General features: G+C 68.1%; 9 protein-coding genes. 4 read left to right on the top strand and 5 right to left on the bottom strand.

The window, feature by feature from the left end:
- Positions 1-37: 37 nt before the first annotated feature.
- A complete protein-coding gene (locus GGQ80_RS07540; protein ID WP_183983304.1) occupies positions 38-991 on the bottom strand; it encodes a FecR family protein in 954 nt (317 codons plus the stop codon).
- A complete protein-coding gene (locus GGQ80_RS07535; RefSeq protein WP_343050933.1) occupies positions 988-1,521 on the bottom strand; it encodes an RNA polymerase sigma factor in 534 nt (177 codons plus the stop codon). Before GGQ80_RS07535 ends, GGQ80_RS07540 begins: the two co-directional genes overlap by 4 nt.
- Positions 1,522-1,689: 168 nt before the next feature.
- Here GGQ80_RS07535 and GGQ80_RS07530 point away from each other — a divergent pair, with 168 nt between their 5' ends.
- Genes GGQ80_RS07530 through GGQ80_RS07520 form a run of 3 tightly spaced genes read left to right on the top strand, consistent with a single transcriptional unit; the run spans position 1,690 to position 8,324 of the window.
- Positions 1,690-5,088 carry a TonB-dependent receptor gene (locus GGQ80_RS07530; protein ID WP_183983302.1) on the top strand — a complete coding sequence of 1,133 codons (3,399 nt, stop codon included), beginning with the start codon at positions 1,690-1,692 and terminating at the stop codon, positions 5,086-5,088.
- Positions 5,088-6,824, top strand: a complete 1,737-nt coding sequence (ggt, locus tag GGQ80_RS07525; protein WP_183983300.1) for a gamma-glutamyltransferase — start codon at positions 5,088-5,090, stop codon at positions 6,822-6,824. The genes GGQ80_RS07530 and ggt overlap by 1 nt, the downstream gene beginning before the upstream one ends.
- Before the next feature lie 36 nt (positions 6,825-6,860).
- Complete coding sequence (locus tag GGQ80_RS07520; RefSeq protein WP_183983298.1) at positions 6,861-8,324, top strand: amidohydrolase; 1,464 nt, start codon at positions 6,861-6,863, stop codon at positions 8,322-8,324.
- A 62-nt stretch (positions 8,325-8,386) separates the two neighbouring features.
- Here the strand turns inward: GGQ80_RS07520 and GGQ80_RS07515 are convergent, their stop codons facing one another.
- The 3 genes from GGQ80_RS07515 to GGQ80_RS07505 form a co-directional block, all read right to left on the bottom strand.
- Positions 8,387-11,269, bottom strand: a complete 2,883-nt coding sequence (locus tag GGQ80_RS07515) for a TonB-dependent receptor domain-containing protein (RefSeq protein ID WP_246346934.1) — start codon at positions 11,267-11,269, stop codon at positions 8,387-8,389.
- A 94-nt stretch (positions 11,270-11,363) separates the two neighbouring features.
- The gene (locus tag GGQ80_RS07510) at positions 11,364-12,950 is read right to left on the bottom strand and encodes a DUF5597 domain-containing protein (RefSeq protein WP_183983296.1); all 1,587 of its coding nucleotides are present in this window, start codon (positions 12,948-12,950) and stop codon (positions 11,364-11,366) included.
- The gene (locus tag GGQ80_RS07505) at positions 12,947-14,590 is read right to left on the bottom strand and encodes a DUF885 family protein (protein WP_183983294.1); all 1,644 of its coding nucleotides are present in this window, start codon (positions 14,588-14,590) and stop codon (positions 12,947-12,949) included. Before GGQ80_RS07505 ends, GGQ80_RS07510 begins: the two co-directional genes overlap by 4 nt.
- Positions 14,591-14,757: 167 nt before the next feature.
- Between GGQ80_RS07505 and GGQ80_RS07500 the strand changes: the two genes are divergently transcribed.
- A complete protein-coding gene (locus GGQ80_RS07500; RefSeq protein ID WP_183983292.1) occupies positions 14,758-16,263 on the top strand; it encodes a tryptophan halogenase family protein in 1,506 nt (501 codons plus the stop codon).
- Positions 16,264-16,343: the final 80 nt, after the last annotated feature.

Raw genomic sequence — 16,343 nt, 5'->3', positions numbered from 1 at the left:
TGTCCCAACGCTTGATGCCACGCCTGTGTCCCTCCTCTTAGCGGAGGGAAGTTCCCGGCCGGCCGGCACCCCCTGCCCCTTGCACGGTCGCGCTCAGCGCGCGCGGATTGTCGATGAGCTCGCGGATCGCTGCCGGATTGCCCTGGTCGACGATGCCATAGACGGGGGTCTTTGCAGCGCTGCGATCCGTCAGCAGCAGCTCGTCGGCGGGATCGACCGCATAGCGATTGACGACGTCGATCACCTCGTCGAGCGGCTCGCCGTGGAAGACCAGCTGCCCGCGCGTCCAGGCTGCGGCGTCGTCGACCCCGACGGACTCGGCTTGGCTGATGAAGCCCATCCGTGCGCCATTCTGCGCGAGCGTGCCGAACGCCACGCGTTCACCCTTGCGCGCCAGCTTGGCGACCGGCGTGCCTTCGTCATGATCGTCGACCGCCACGGTGACGCGGACGGTGCCCTCGGTCACCGCGACATCGGCGGAGCGACGCCCGATCGCGACGTCGAACGCCGTGCCGACCGCCGTCACTGCCCCGAACGGGGTCTGCACGACGAAGGGGCGACTGCGGTCGTGAGCGACCTGGAACATCGCCTCACCCCCTTCCAGCGCCAGCCGTCGTCGATCGCGGGTGAAGCTGACCTTCAGCGTCGTGCGCGCGCCCAGCGTCACCGTCGATCCGTCGGCAAGGCGGATGACCCGGCGCTCCGCCCGGCCCGCGGCGTAACGGGCCACGGTTTCCGTCTCGCCGCCGATCGGCCAGAGCTGCGTGCTGGAGCCGACCGCCAGGACGAGGGCGGCGGCCACCGCCCAGCGGGCGTTCGCCAGCGGGCGTGGCGGTTGTGCCGCGACGGTGGGACGGGGCTGCTCGCCCAGCCACGTCCAGAAGGCATCCGCCTCCGCCCGGTCGTGGGGATGAAGATCGCCGGCGCGCTCGCTGAACAGCGCCTCGAACACCGCCTCGCGGCGCCCGCCCAGATCGTGACGCTCGTTCATGGCGCCACCTCGCGCAGATGGCCCAGCCGGTCGTAAAGGTGGCTGACGGCATGGGTCAGGTGCTTCTGCACCATCCGCGGACTGATCCCTAGGGCGCGGGCGATGTCGACCGTGGTCATCTCGTCGAAACGCCGCATCACGAAGATCGTCCGCGCGCGCGGACTGAGCTCCGCCAGCGCCGCATCGAGCGCCTGCTGGAGATCGACGACGCGGCGGCGCTCCTCCTGCCGCGGGGCGATCGCCGGATGCATCTCGTCGGTCAGCGGCACGACGACCAGCCGGCGCCGATGCCGGTCGGCGATCAGATTGGCCGCGATGCGGAAGAGATAGGCCTGCGGCTCGTCAAGCGAGCGCTGACGCGCCGTCGCGATAAGCCGCGCACAGGCTTCCTGCACCAGGTCCTCCGCCTCATGCGGGTCGGTGACGCGCCGGGCGACGAAAGCGCGAAGCGCCGCGCGATAGGTGCCAAGCGGCCCGACACCGAACGGGTCGGCGTCCTCCTGCTGCGTCCTGCTGTTTGCGTCCTGCACCCTGGTCTGTCCCCCCGCCCTCTATGACGCAGCTTGCCGTCGGCCGCGAACCCCGAGTCACGAGTTTGCAAAAAAATGTCGCCGCGAGGTTCGCGTCGCACGCTTCGTTGCGTCGATAGGTCAGGGAAGCAGCGCAAAGCTGCTATTTTACCATCCGGGGGGAACCAGATGACACGAGCCTATCACCTGTTGCTGTCCGCGTGCGCCACGGCGATGCTGCTGCCGACCGCCGCCGCTGCGAAGGAACAGCGTACGGTTGCGATCGACGTGCCCGCGGGGCGCCTCGACGAAGCGCTGCTCCGGGTCGCACGGCAGGCTGGCTTGCAGCTCGTCTTCACCGATCCCGCCGTCGCCGATCGCCGCGCGCCACGGGTCAATGGCCGGTACACGCCGGATGCAGCGCTCGACCTGCTGCTCGCACGCAGCGGCTTCGGCTGGCGCTACACCGGACCCAACACCGTCCGCGTGATCCCGATCAACACCGCGTCGCTGGCGCCGGTCAGCTTCGTGCAGACCACCCCGTCATCACCGGCCCAGCCTGCGGAGCAACGGACCGCCCCCTCCAACGCCGCCGTCGAAGCGGCGGTCGACGCCGATCCCGACACCCAGGCCGCGCCCGACGTCGTCGTCGTCGGATCGCAGATCAAGGGCGCGAACAACACCGCCGCACTGCCCGTCACCGTCGTCGACGAGCAGCAGATCGCCGCGACCGCCGCGGTCAGCGGTGACGAGCTGTTCCGCTCGATCCCCCAGCTCGGCGACGTGACGTTCAACAGCTCGTACCTGCCCAACAGCTCGAACGCGGCGCGCGGCGACGTCGGCTCGGTCAACCTGCGCAACCTGGGCGTCGGCAACACGCTGGTGCTGCTGAACGGTCGCCGTGTGGTCAACCATCCCACCAGCCGCGCTGACGACAATCTCGTCCCCGTGCTGACCTACAACACCAACGCGATTCCCGTGTTCGGGCTGGAGCGGCTCGAGGTACTGCGCGACGGTGCCGCCGCCATCTATGGGTCCGATGCGGTCGCCGGTGTCGTCAACACCGTGCTGCGTACCGATTTCAGCGGCGTGCAGATCGAGGGGCAGACCGGCTATCCCGAAGGCACCACCCAGACCGAGAACAGCCTGACGCTGCTCGCCGGCACCAACTTCGGCGGCGGGCGCGGCAACGTCACGCTGTTCGCCAGTTATACCGACCGTTCCGCGCTGCGCAGTTCGGAACAGGATTATACCGCCTCCGACGACAAGCGCGCGCTGTTCGCCGGCACCCGCTTCGACGGGGCCACCGCGCTCGACGGACGCGCGTCGATCACGCCCTGGGGCTCGTTCCAGACCGTCGGCAACGTCCAGGTGCGCCAGGGTACGACGGTACTGACCAACGCATCGGGCCAGTTCCACGTCCAGCCGCTGACCAACAGCGGGTGCCAGACCAACGCGAGCACCGGCCTGAAGAACGGGCTGTGCATTGATGACGGGACCAACACCGCCGCCGCGGACCGGAACCTCCGCTTCGACCCGCGCAGCGCCTACGACACCTATGTCATCCCATCGGTCGAGCGGCTCAACCTGTTTGCCAACGGCCATTACGAGCTGACCGATGGCCTCGAGCTGTTCGGCGAGGCGGGCTATTACAAGGCGACGACCGACAGCATCCAGTCGTCGTCGGGCACGCTCAGCTCGCTGCCGATCATCGTGCCCGCCAGCAACTATTACAATCCGTTCGGCCCGACGACGCTGAACGGCGTCGCCAACGCCAATCGACTGCCCGGCATCAATGCGCCCGCGAGCGGCCTGGCCGTCACGCTGTCGAGCTACAACATCGCCGATGCCGGCCCCAACCTGGTCCATGTCGAGAACGATCAGTATCGGGCGCTTGCCGGGCTGCGCTGGAATTGGCTGGGGTTCCAGTGGGAAAGCGCGGTGCTCTATTCGGAAGCGCGGGTGCGCGACACGTCGGACGGGATCAGCTCGACGCTGCTCCAGCGTCAGCTCGCGCTGTCGACGCCTGACGCCTACAATCCGTTCAACGGCAGCGACCTGAACAACCCCTCGGGCCGCGACAGCACGCAGAGCAGCGCCGCCGCGCTCCAGGCGATCCGCATCAAGACGACCCGGTTCAGCAAGGCGACGCTCGCCATGGCCGACCTGAAGCTGTCGAACGCCCATCTGCTGACGCTGCCCGCGGGCGATCTCGGCATCGCGCTGGGCGGCGAAGTCCGTCGCGAGACCCAGTATGACGATCGCGATCCGCGCGTCGACGGCACCATCACCTTCACTGATACGGTGAGCGGCATCACCTATGGCTCCGATCTCGTCGGCACCAGCCCCTCCCCCGACACGAGCGGACGCCGCACTGTCGCCGCAGCCTATGCCGAGCTGGCGGTGCCGGTGATCGGCCCGTCGATGAACGTGCCGCTGATCCGCAACCTGGAATTCCAGCTGGCGGGCCGGTTCGAGCATTACAGCGACGTCGGCTCGGTGGCGAAGCCCAAGATCGCCGGCGCCTGGGACGTCGTTCGCGGGATCCGCCTGCGCGGTAGCTATGCCGAGGGATTCAAGGCGCCTAATCTCGAACAGATCAACGCGCGCACCGTCACCCGCTCGAACACCCGCGTCGATTATGTCCGCTGCGAGGCGCAGCTGCGCACCGGCGCGATCACCTCGTTCGCCAACTGCGCGCAATCCTTCGCGATCAGCGCCCAGCGCGCCGGCAACCCCGATCTGAAGCCCGAAACGTCGAACACCTGGAGCGCGGGCGTCGTCCTCGAACCACACTTCCTCGACGACGCGATCGGGCGGATCACCTTCACCGCCGACTATTGGAACATCAAGCAGAAGGGCATCGTCGGCATCTTCGGCGAAGGCAATGCGCTCATCGCGGACTATCTGGCGCGGGTCGGCGGCTCGACCAACGCCAATGTGGTCCGCCAGGCACCGACCGCGGACGACATCGCGTTGTTCGCCGGATCGGGGCTGCAGCCGGCGGGCCGCGTGCTCTACGTGGCGGACCAGTACGTCAACCTGCTGCCGCAACAGGCATCGGGCGTCGACCTCGGCGTGAACTGGCGCCTGCCCGACTTCGGCGCCGGCCGGCTGACGCTGTCGGCCAATGCCGCCTATCTCGATCGCTTCTTCCTCGAACCGTCGCCGCCGATCCAGGAGCTGATCGACGCTCGCGCGGCCGGCACGATCAACGCCGGCACCGCCATCGCCGATGCGGGCGACCTCGTCCGCCAGAACGGCAAGCCGCGCTGGCGCGTCACCGGCACCGCGACGTGGAGCTACAACCAGTTTCAGCTCGGCGGCTTCACCCAATATACCAGCGACGTGCAGGACACCGGGCTGATCGATTCCGCCGGCGTGCCCTGGCTGATCGATGACCAGATGACCTACAACCTCTATGGCCAGATTACCGTCGGCAACAAGCGCGAGGGAGAGTATCGCATGCGGATCGGCGTCAGGAACCTGACCAACGCGCAGCCGCCGCTGTCGTCGAACGGCTTCCTCGGCACGCTGTACAATCCCTATGGCCGCTATTGGTACGCCAACATCCGGGCATCGTTCTGATGCGCCTTCGCCGCCTCGCCCTGTCGCTCCTCCTCGCCCCCGCGCTGGTCGCGGCGCAGGAGGAGGAGCCGCAGGCCCGCTCGCCGTCGGGCGGCGACATCGTCGCCTATGACCAGATCCATAAGCCGGCGGTCGGCCGCGGGGGCATGGTCGTCAGCCAGAACCGGCTGGCGGCGAGCGTCGGCGCCGACATCCTGCGCCGCGGTGGCAATGCCGTCGACGCGGCGGTGGCGGTCGGCTTCGCGCTGGCGGTGACACTACCGCGGGCGGGCAACGTCGGCGGCGGGGGCTATATGCTGGTGCATATGGCAGCGAAGGGCGGCGCGCCGGCGCAGGATATCGCGATCGACTATTACGGCCAGGCGTCGCGCCACACGACCGACGACCTGCTGCTCGGCCCCGACGGCAAGGTCGACGCGAAGAAGGTCATGTCGATGAAGGGCGTCGCCATCCCCGGTACCGTCGCGGGGCTGTGGGAGGCGCACCACCGCTTCGGCTCGCTGCCCTGGGGCACGCTGATCGCGCCAGCGATCGCCATGGCGGAGAAGGGCGTCGTGCTGTCCGACGACGAGGCGCAGGCGCAGGGCGCTCAACGCAAGCTGATGGCCGACGACCCTGCGGCGATGGCGATGTTCTTCAAGCCGGACGGCGGTGCCTATGCCGCCGGTGAGGTCTTCCGCCAGCCCGACCTCGCCGCCACGCTGAAGACGATCGCCGCCAGGGGTCGCGATGGTTTCTACACCGGCCCGCTCGCCACCCGCCTTGCCGCGGGCATTCGCGCCGGCGGGGGCGTGATCGATGCCGCCGACCTCGCCGGCTATCGCGCGATCGTCTCGGCGCCGATCTGGTCGAGCTATCGCGGCAAGCGTATCGCCTATATGCCGCCGACCGCCTCCGGCGTCAGTGTAGCCGAAGCGATGAACATCCTCGAGACCTTCCCCGTTGCCCAAGCCAAATGGGGCAGCGTCGCCAACCTGCACCTGCTGGCCGAAACGATGAAGATCGTGTCCGCCGATCGCCGGCTGGTCGGCGGCGGGCCCGACTGGCGGACGCCTGCACTCGGCCTTGCGAGCAAGGCCTATGCCGCCGAACGCGCCAAGCTGATCCGACCCGACCGGTCGCTCGGCAAGGACGATGTGCCCGACGGCAACCCCTACCCCCACGAAAGCCGCGACACGACGCACTTCTCGGTCGCCGATGCGGCCGGCAATGCGGTCAGCAACACCTATACCCTGTCGGCCTCCTACGGCGCGCATGTCGTCGCGCCCGGCACCGGCATCCTCCTCAACAACTCGCTCGGCAATCTCGCCTGGGGCAAGCGCAGGACGGCGAACGAGCGCCGAGCGACGCTGCCGGTCCCCGGCAAGCGCGTCGGTTCGACGATCACGCCGATCATCGTCTTCGACCAGGACCGGCCCTGGCTCGTCACCGGCACGCCGGGCGGCGGCTACATCATCGCGACGATGGTCCAGCTGCTCTCCAACGTCATCGACCACGGCCTCAACGTCAGCGAGGCGGCCGAGCGCCCGCGGATCAACCAGGGCGGCGGCGACGCCGCGCTGGAGCTGGAGGAAGGCTTCTCGCCCGACCTTGTGCCCCTGCTCGAAGAGAAAGGCCACAAGGTACGCCGCTCGAACACGATGGGCTCGATCCAGTCGATCATGGTCGAAGGCGACCGCTTCCTCGGCGCCGCCGACACCCGCCGCCCGGATGCCGCCGCCGTCGGGGTCAAGTAACGTACCCACGCGAGCGAATTGAGACAGGATACCGCCATGCATCGCCCGACCATCGCCATCGCCATCGCCCTGCTCGCCGCCACCCCGGCCGCCGCGCAGCTCGCCCAGCCTGAACGCGCCGCGATCCTCGCCGACGTCGACACGCGCTCGCCGGATCTTGCCAGGACCGCGCTCGCGATCTGGAATGCGGCCGAGGTCGGCTATCAGGAGACGAAGAGCAGCGCGCTGCTCCAAACCGAGCTGAAGCGCGCCGGGTTCACCGTCACCCCCGGCGTCGCCGGCATGCCGACCGCCTTCGTCGCCAGCTTCAAGCGTGGCACGGGGCCGGTGATCGGCATCCTCGCCGAATATGACGCGCTCCCCGGCCTCGCCCAGCGCGCCGAGCCGAAGCGCGATGCGATCGCCGGCCAGGCCGCCGGGCACGGCTGCGGCCACAACATCTTCGGCGCGGCGTCAGTCACCGCCGCGATTGCGGTGAAGGACTGGATGGTCGCCAACAAGATCGACGGCGAAGTCCGCCTCTACGGATCGCCCGCGGAAGAAGGCGGCTCCGGCAAGGTCTATCTCGTCCGCGCCGGCCTGTTCGACGACGTCGACGCCGTCCTCCACTGGCATCCCAGCGATTCGAACGGGGTCAGCACCGGTGCCAGCCAGGCGAACATCTCGGGCAAGTTCCGCTTCCACGGCCTGTCCGCCCATGCCTCGGCAGCGCCCGACAAGGGTCGCTCCGCGCTCGACGGCGTCGAGGTGATGAATGTCGCGGTGAACTATCTTCGCGAGCACATCCCGATGACGACGCGCATCCACTATGTCGTCACCAACGGCGGCGAGGCGCCCAACGTCGTCCCCGATTTCGCCGAAAGCTATTATTACGTCCGCCATACCGACCCGCAGGTCGTCCGCGACGTCATGGCGCGCGTCCAGAAGGCCGCCGAGGGCGCGGCGATCGCCACCGGCACCACGTCGGAGTTCGAGGCGACCGGCGGGGTTTATTCGATGCTGGCGAGCGAGACGCTGGCCAAGGTCATGGACGCCAATCTCCACGCCGTCGGTGGCCCGCGCTGGACGGCTGACGAGACCGCCTGGGCGAGCGGCCTGCGGACGACGCTGGCGACAAAGCGCCCGCTCGACAGCGCCGCCAAGGTGCAAGCGATCAGCGACGCCGACGGCGGGGGATCGACCGACGTGTCCGATGTTTCGTGGGTCGTCCCCACGATCGGGCTCGGCGCGGCTACCTGGGTGCCCGGCACGCCCGCCCACAGCTGGCAGGCGGTGGCCGCGTCTGGCTTCTCGATCGGGGCGAAGGGCGGCACCGTCGCCGCCAAGACGATCGCGCTGACCGCCGCCGAGCTGATGCGAAGCCCGCAGACGCTGGCCGCCGCCAAGGCCGAACTCTTCCGCCGACGCGGTGCCGGCTTCACCTACAAGGCGATGCTCGGCGACCGGAAGCCTCCGCTCGACTATCGCGCGCCGAGCGCGCCGACTCGCCAGGGATCGTAAGCGGCAGGAACGCCGACCGACTAGCTCCCGCAGTGCCGCGGCCCCGCGAGAGCAGCCTTACCTCAGAACTTCAGCGCGATCCGGGCATAGCCGAACTGGTCGGGCAGGTCGTAGGTCGTCGGATCGAACCCGCCGCAGCTGAGACAATCGGGCGCCCGCTTGCCCAGGATGTTGTTGACGCCCAGCGTCAGCGACAGTCGCTGGTCCCAGATGCCCGGCGTCCACCCGACCTGCGCATCGAGATACAGGATCGGATGCATGACCCGGTTGTCGTACGCCGGCTCGGTCACTCGGCCGATGTAGCGACCGGTCAGCGCCGCGGTGAAGGCGGCACTCGACCAGTCGAGCGTCGCGTTGCTCTTGAAGCGCGGATAGGCCTGGTCACCGCGCTCGGTACCCTGCCGCTCCAGCTTGCTGCTCCCGGTGGCGGTCGGCAGCGTCGTCGAATATTCGAACAGGACGTTGCTCGACCAGGTCAGCCCGAACGTCCCCGCCCCCACCGACGGCGAGCGATAGGACAGGATCAGGTCGAGCCCCTCGCTCTTCAACGACGCGATATTCTGCAGCAGCCCGCGGATCTGGGTGATCGCGCCAGAGGTCGATCGGGTGATCGCACCGCACGCGACCGGATCGTTAGTCTGGGTGCAGTTGGCGAGCAGCACGTCGGCGCCGATCGACGAGATCGCGTTGTCGACGGTGATCGTATAGTAATCCGCCTCGAGGGTGAGCCGGCCGATGCCGTTCGCCCACGACGGGCTGTAGACGCCGCCTACCACCCAGCTTTCCGACGTCTCGGGCCGCAGCGCGCGGTTGCCACCGGTCAGGATCGGCAGCTGCTGGTTGGTCTGGACGTAGCTGCCGTTGGCCGGCACGCCGCGCGCGATGCAATTCTGCTTCACCGTGGCCGAGGCGCCGTTATTGTTGAAGTCAGAACACGGATCGATCACCCCGCCATCGAAGCGCGAGGGCGTCCCGAACAGCTCGCCGATGCTCGGCGCACGGAAGCCTTGCGCCCAGGTGCCGCGCAGGCGCAGGTCGTTGATCGGCTTCCAGCTAAGCCCACCCTTCATCGTCGTCCGGCTGCCGCTGGTCGAATAGTCCGAATAGCGGGCCGCGAACGAGCCTTCGAGCAGGCGGAAGAACGGCACGTCCTTCAGCACCGGGATGCTGAGTTCGGCATAGACTTCGTTGACGTCGAACCCGCCGCGGGTGGCTTGCGCGGGAATGTCGGAGCCCAGGCCAGCGGCGACGATCGGGTCGGGGGTGAAGGATCCGATCTGCTTGCGATATTCATAGCCCGCCGCCAGGCCGAGCGGCCCTGCGGGCAGGTTGAACAGCGTGCCGGTGACGTTGAACGTCGCGTCGACCATTGCCTGCTCGCTGCGGTCGCGCTGCTCGAAGGTGACATAGTTGATCATCGCCGGGGTGATCGAGCCGGCGCCGCCGAAAATGTTGAACGGCACGCAACTGCCGGTGCACTGCGATATGGGTCCGAGCGCGCGGGCGAGATTGGCGGCGTTGACGTTGCCGTGCGCCACCTGCTTCGCCGAATTCTCGGCATAGATGACGTTCGCGTCCCAGTACCAGGTGCCGGCGCCGATCGGGATCTGCCCGTCCAGCGTCGAGCCGATGTACATGGTGTTGACTTCCTGGCTGTAATGCCGCGGGCCGTTCTCGACGAAACGGCGGCCGATGAAGTCGTAGTTGCGAGCAAGGCCGGCATTGCCCGCCGCCAGCGTCACGCCGAACGGATTGAACGGGTTGGTCCGGTCGATCGAGATGGTGTCGAGCAGGTTGCCGTTACCCGCATCGGGGCCGACGAACAGCGGCAACGGCGCCGCCTGATTGTCCGACGTGCGCCGATTGTAGATGACCTTGGTGCTGAAGCGGACGCTGTCGCCGAGATCGCCCTGGAAATTGATGAACGCGCCGAACCGCTCCTGCGGGGTGAGCAGATAGTTGTAGGGGCGGAAGTTGAACCGGTCGGCGACGGTGAATTGCTTGAAGTCGCTGTTCGCGCCCGTCGGGTTCGCCGGGTCGAAGCGCGGCGTGGTCAGCGGGTTCGACTTCAGCGTCAGGTTCATGCCGACGCCGGTGACCGGATTGTTGACCAGGAAGCGGCCATTGGGCGTGCCCGAGCTGCAGCTGGTGGTACAGGCGGTCGCGCCGGGATTGGGGAAGGAATAATAAGGGCGATCGCCGGCGAAGACAGATCCCTGCTTGATGTAGTTGACGCCGGCGACGAACGACACGCCCGCCCCCTCGTCGCGGTGCCCCCAGCTCAGCTGATAATTCTGGGTGACGCCGTCGCCTTGCGGATAGGCACCCACCTGGGCGCTGGCAAGGAAGCCGTTCTGGCGCTTCCTGGTAATGATGTTGACGACGCCCGCGATCGCATCCGAGCCATAGGTCGTCGACGCGCCGTCGCGCAGCACCTCGATCCGCTCGACCATGCTATCGGGAATGGCATTGAGGTCGACCGCGCCGGGCACGCCGCTCGCCGCGGTGCCGTTGATGAAGCGCTGTCCATCGAGCAGCACCAGCGTTCGCCGGCTGCCGAGATAGCGCAGGTCGATCTCCGCCGAGCCGGCGCCGACGCCGCCGCCATCGGGCGGATTGCCGTTGTTGCCCGAGCGGTTGAAGCGCGAGTTGAGCCCGCCCGCCGAGCCCGGGAGCCGTTGCAGTACGTCGCCGATCGACGACAGGCCGGTACGCGCGATGTCGGCATTGTCGATCGTCGTCAGCGGCGCCGCCTGGGCCAGCGGATCGCGGCGGATGCGCGACCCGGTGACGACGACGGTTTCGCCCTCGTCGGCGGTCGCGGCGCCGGTCTGATCGGCGGGTGCGGCGGTGGTCTGCGCATAGGCCGGCATCGATGCGAGCATGGCGCCCAACGCGACGCCCAGGCGGGCGCGGTGACGCAGCGACAGCATTGCAAGGCTCATGTGATCGGTCCCCTTCGTTATGTCCGGTTGATCTCCCTGGTTCCCCTGCGTCGTCGCCTCGGCATGCCTCTGGCGGGCCGCCTTCGATCGCGATTCAATATGTTCCGGTCGTCACCTTCACGAGCCGCGGCGCGGCGCCGAAATTGAAGCCGTAATCGGTCTCGTCGCCGTTCAGCCACCGGCGCGCTTTCCAGACACCGGCCTGATACGCGCCCTCCTCGGCGCGCAGCAGCTGGCCGTGGCGGCCGTCGCTCTCGTCGCGGCGCAGCTCGACGCGGGCATCGATCCCGCTGACGAGCAGGCTGCCGTCGGGTAGCTTGACGATCATCACCCTGCCACTCTGCTTGGGCGAATTGGCGAGGATCGCGGGCGTATCGCCCCAGGGCGGCGGGCCGAAGGCGATATCCGCGCGCCAGCCGCCGCCGAGGTCGATCGACTGCTTGGCACGCCCCGGCTCCTCGACCGCGGCATAGAGCCGGCGATCGAACGCCGCCTGGGCGACGATGTCGCGGATCGGATCGAGCAGCGCGAAATTGGCGCGGTGCGCCGCCACCGCCGCCTCACCCGCAGGCGTTGCCGGGTCCTGGTCGATACCGAACACCGAAAAGCCGATGCCGCCGCGCGCCAGGACATACAAGAGGAACGGCGCGGTCGCCGCGTCGAAGCCGGTCTCCGATACCCAGGACGGGTTGTCGGCGCGCGCATATTGGTCGAGCACCTTGCGATACTCGCCCGCATCCTCGGTGTAGATATCGGTGCCGATGAAATCGACCGACGGGCTGGCCGCGCGCCACAGGTCGAACATCGTCCAGACTGCGCCGCCGCTGGGATAGTCGATCCCGGGGTATTTCTTGTCTTTGTAGCGCAGCCACGTGTTGACGTAGACCGGCAGCGGATAGGCTGCCTTGCCGGCTGCGGCGACGGCATCGATGTAGCGTGCGGTCGCCCAGGCGGCGAACGCCTCGTCGGCATCCGCACCGAAGGTCGTGCGCCAATCCTGTCCCACCGGCTTGCCCAGCCGCTGCGCGATGTCGGCGGGCACCGGCGCGGCGAAGGCTCGCTGTGCTACGGGTCCATGATCGCGCACCGCGCCGATCGAGCCGGGCTCATTCTCGACCTGCACCGCGATCACGCTGTGCTGCGTGCCGTCGATCGCCTTCAAATGGCGCATCAGCGCGGCGAAGGCGCTGCGGTCGGCGTCGAGGTTCGCCTCCGCATGCGGCGACATCACCTCGACCGGCTGGCCGTTGCTCGCGATCATCCGCGGATACGTGACGGGATCGGCCTTCATCCAGGCTGGCACATAGTGGGCCTGGCCGTTCTTCCAGGTGCCGAACCACAGCAGGATCAGGCGCTTGTTGGTAGCCCGCGCCTTGGCGACCAACGCATCGACATGGCCGAAGTCGTAGCGGCCTTGCGTCGCTTCGACCTGCTCCCAATAGACCGGCGCCTCGATCGTATTGGCGGCCAACGCCTCGGCCGCCGGCCAGGCGCGGGGCAGTTCGTCGGGCCAGGCGCTCGAATTGTGCAGCTGCGCGGCGAGGATGAAGAACGGCTTGCCGTCGACGCGCAGCATCGTGCGTCCGTCGCGCCGTTCGAGCCGCGGCATCTCTTCGGCCGACAGGGGCGTCGCCACCGACGCCAGCATGGCAGCCGCCAGGGCAAGGGCGACACGGGTCATGGTCCACTACTCTCCGGCTCGGCTTCGACCAGCGACAGCGGGATGACGCCCGGCTTGCCGAGGTCGCGGATGGTGGCGGCAAGGTCGAACGGCTTGCCTGCGCGCGCGGCCCGCTCCGACTGGCTGGCGATCAGATCGTCGAGCTGCACCTTGCCGACGATGTAGCTTGCGCCATAGCCGGGCTGGCGCAGGTAGAGCAGCTGCTCGAACGCCACCAGCGGGCTCGCCAGATTGGACCAGCCGCGCGGCGTCCAGCGTGCGTGGAACCGTCCCGCTTCGGCCAGCGTCATTCGATTGTCCTGGACGTAAAGCGACGCCAGCCCACGCGCGGCGCGATTGGCGAGCATGATCCACACCAGCTCGCGCGCCCTTGGCAGATCGTCGTACAGCCCCGCCTGCATCACGATCTCTTCCATCGCGGTCGCGACGCCTTCGGACCGATCGAGCCAGATGTTGAACGGCAGCGCACCGGCCCGGATCGGATCGGCGTTGGGCTCGTTCGCGAGCCGCGCCAACTCGGTCCAATGGAAGAAGTGGCTGTAGAGCGGCAACGGATCGACCGCGACGACATGCGCGAAGAAGTTACGCTGCGCCGGCGGTGTCCAGCGCACCAGCTGCGCCGGCACGGCTGCGCGATAATAGGGCGTGTCGGCGAGGAACCCCTTGTCGATCAGGAAGCGCGTGAAGCGCTGCGCCCGCTCGGCCGACGCCCGGTCAAAGGCGGCGGGGTCGGTCGGCATCGCCAGCGGCGGGAGGCCGCGGTTCCGCACCTCCTCCGCAGCAAGCCCGGCCCAGGCGCGCGCCAGCTCGCGCTTGAGCAGCACTTCTTGCGCCGCCCAGTCATAGCGCGAGAGATAAACGTGCCGCGCCGCCCAGTCGTAATTCGCGCGGCCGACGCCCGATGGCCCAATGCGCTTCGGCGCCTCCGCCTCGACCCAGGCGGCGAACCGCTCGCTCGCCGCCCGCGCCGCGCGGATCGCGGGCAGCAGTCGCCGCCCCTCGCCCGTCAGGTCCGCCGTGCGACGCCCCTCCAGGCTACGCAGCTCGAGCGTTCCAGCTTCGAAGCGGGCGAGCGTTTCCGCCTGATCGTGGAAGGCGCGGCTGCCGTAGGCGAACAGATCATGCGCGGTGCTGCCCGCCAGATTGGTCCTGGCCGCGTCGAGCAGCGCCGGAATGTCGCTCAACTGCGCGTCTAGCCGGCGCGCGTCGGCGACCGACAACGGATAGCGATAGCGCCACAGGTCAATCACCGACGCGAACGACCCTTCGTGCGCCGGAACGTCGCTCTGCTCCGCGATCACCGTCGCGTAGAAATTGGGATCGCGCGCCCATGGCTTGAGCACGCGCAGCTGGAAATCCAGCCCGTCCATCTGCGCTTGCAGCAAGGCGGCGCTGGTCCGCGCCTTTGGCGTCAGGGCAGCGCGATCGACTGCCGCCAGCATCGCCCGGGTCGTGGCCAACCGACCCGCCAAGCGCGCGATGGCAGCATGGAAATAGGCGTCCGCGCCCGCATCCGGCGGCGACGCGATGACCGATCCCCAGGCCTTTGCGACGTCCGCGAGAGGCGGTGGCACCTGCGCGACGAGGCTCGATGGCGTTGCCATCAGCAATGCTACCCCGACCATCAGCGCCTTGCGCATCGCCGTCGCCCCCACGGTGAGCCATCACTGATATAGTATACGATAAGGAGGTCAAGCTTTGCAGCGAGATGGGCGGGCCTGATCGTGGGGCAGCGGACAAGACCAACGCTTGCAATTGATTGCGGCGCGATCGAAGCTCGCCGCAACCTTCCGAGAGACGTGCCCACATGCCAGAACCCCTCCGCTCCCTTCTCGTCGTCGGCGGCGGTACGGCCGGTTGGATGACCGCGGCGGCGCTCGCCCACGCCATGCCGCGCGGTTGCACGATCACGCTGGTCGAATCCGAGGATATCGGCACGGTCGGCGTCGGCGAGGCGACCATTCCGCCGATCACGCTGTTTAACGAGACGCTGGGTATCGCCGAGGCCGATTTCCTGAAGGCGACAAAGGGCAGCTTCAAGCTGGGCATCGAGTTCGTCGGTTGGGGCCGCGCAGGACACCGTTACTTCCATCCCTTCGGCACCTTCGGAAAGCCGTTCGACCTCATCGCCGTTCATCAGCACTGGCTGGCAGCGCACGCAGCTGGCGAGCAGACCCCACTCGACGACCTATCGATGGCCTGGGGCGCAGCGAAGCGAGGGAGGTTCGCGGCGCCGATGGCCGATCCGCGCAGCGTCGCCTCGACCTTCGATTACGCCTATCACTTCGACGCCGGCCTCTATGCCCGTTTCCTCCGACGCTATGCCGAGGACCGCGGCGTTGTCCGCGTCGAAGGCAAGGTGGCGGGTGTCGATCGCGACGGCGAGAGCGGCGACGTCACGGCGGTTCGCCTCGACGATGGCCGGCAGCTTGCGGCGGACTTCTTCGTCGACTGCTCGGGCTTTCGCGGGCTCCTCATCGAAGGCGCGCTGGCGACGGGGTATGAGGACTGGACCCACTGGCTGCCATGCGACCGCGCCGTCGCCATGCCGTGCGAAACCGGCGGCGATGGCTTCACGCCCTATACCCGATCGACCGTGCGTGCGGCCGGCTGGCAGTGGCGGATCCCGCTCCAGCATCGCACCGGCAACGGCTATGTCTATGCGAGTAGCCACGTGTCGGATGATCAGGCGGCGGCCACGCTGGTCGCCAATCTCGACGGGCCGGCGCTCGGCGACCCGCGGTTCCTGCGCTTCGTCACCGGACGGCGGCGGCGCTTCTGGAACCACAACGTCGTCGCGATCGGGCTGGCGGGCGGGTTCATGGAGCCGCTCGAATCGACGTCGATCCACCTCATCCAGACGGGCATCGCCAAGTTGCTGGCCTATCTGCCGACGCGCGAGCCCGATCCGATCGCGATCGAGGAATACAACCGCGTCGGCATCGCGGAATTCGAGCGGATCCGCGACTTTCTGATCCTCCATTACAAGCTCAACGCCGGCCGCAGCGAACCGCTGTGGCGCGCCTGCAGCGAGATGGACATCCCCGACTCGCTCGCCACCAAGATCGATCACTTCCGTCGCGCCGGCCGGTTGGTTCAGCGTGAGAACGACCTTTTCGGGCCGCCGAGCTGGCTAGCGGTCCATGTCGGCCAGGGGGCTCTGCCTGACGCGGTAGATCCCCTGCTCGCCCATGTCGCCGACCCGGCGGCAAGCCAGGCGTTCGTCGGCAAGCTTGCGACCGCTATCAAGCAGATGGCCCATTCAATGCCGTCTCACCGCGCTTGGATCGAGCGGATCGGCGCCGCCGCGTAGGCTGCGTGGCCTGTACCCATGCAATCAATTGCAATTTTTAATTGCAAACGTTTGTAGCGCAGCATAATCCGCCTCCAGGC

It is taken from the genome of Sphingomonas jinjuensis (assembly GCF_014197105.1).
Taxonomy (GTDB): Bacteria; Pseudomonadota; Alphaproteobacteria; order Sphingomonadales; family Sphingomonadaceae; genus Sphingomonas; species Sphingomonas jinjuensis.
Note: the sequence above shows the minus strand (reverse complement) of the source record. Positions and strands in the feature narration are given on the sequence as shown.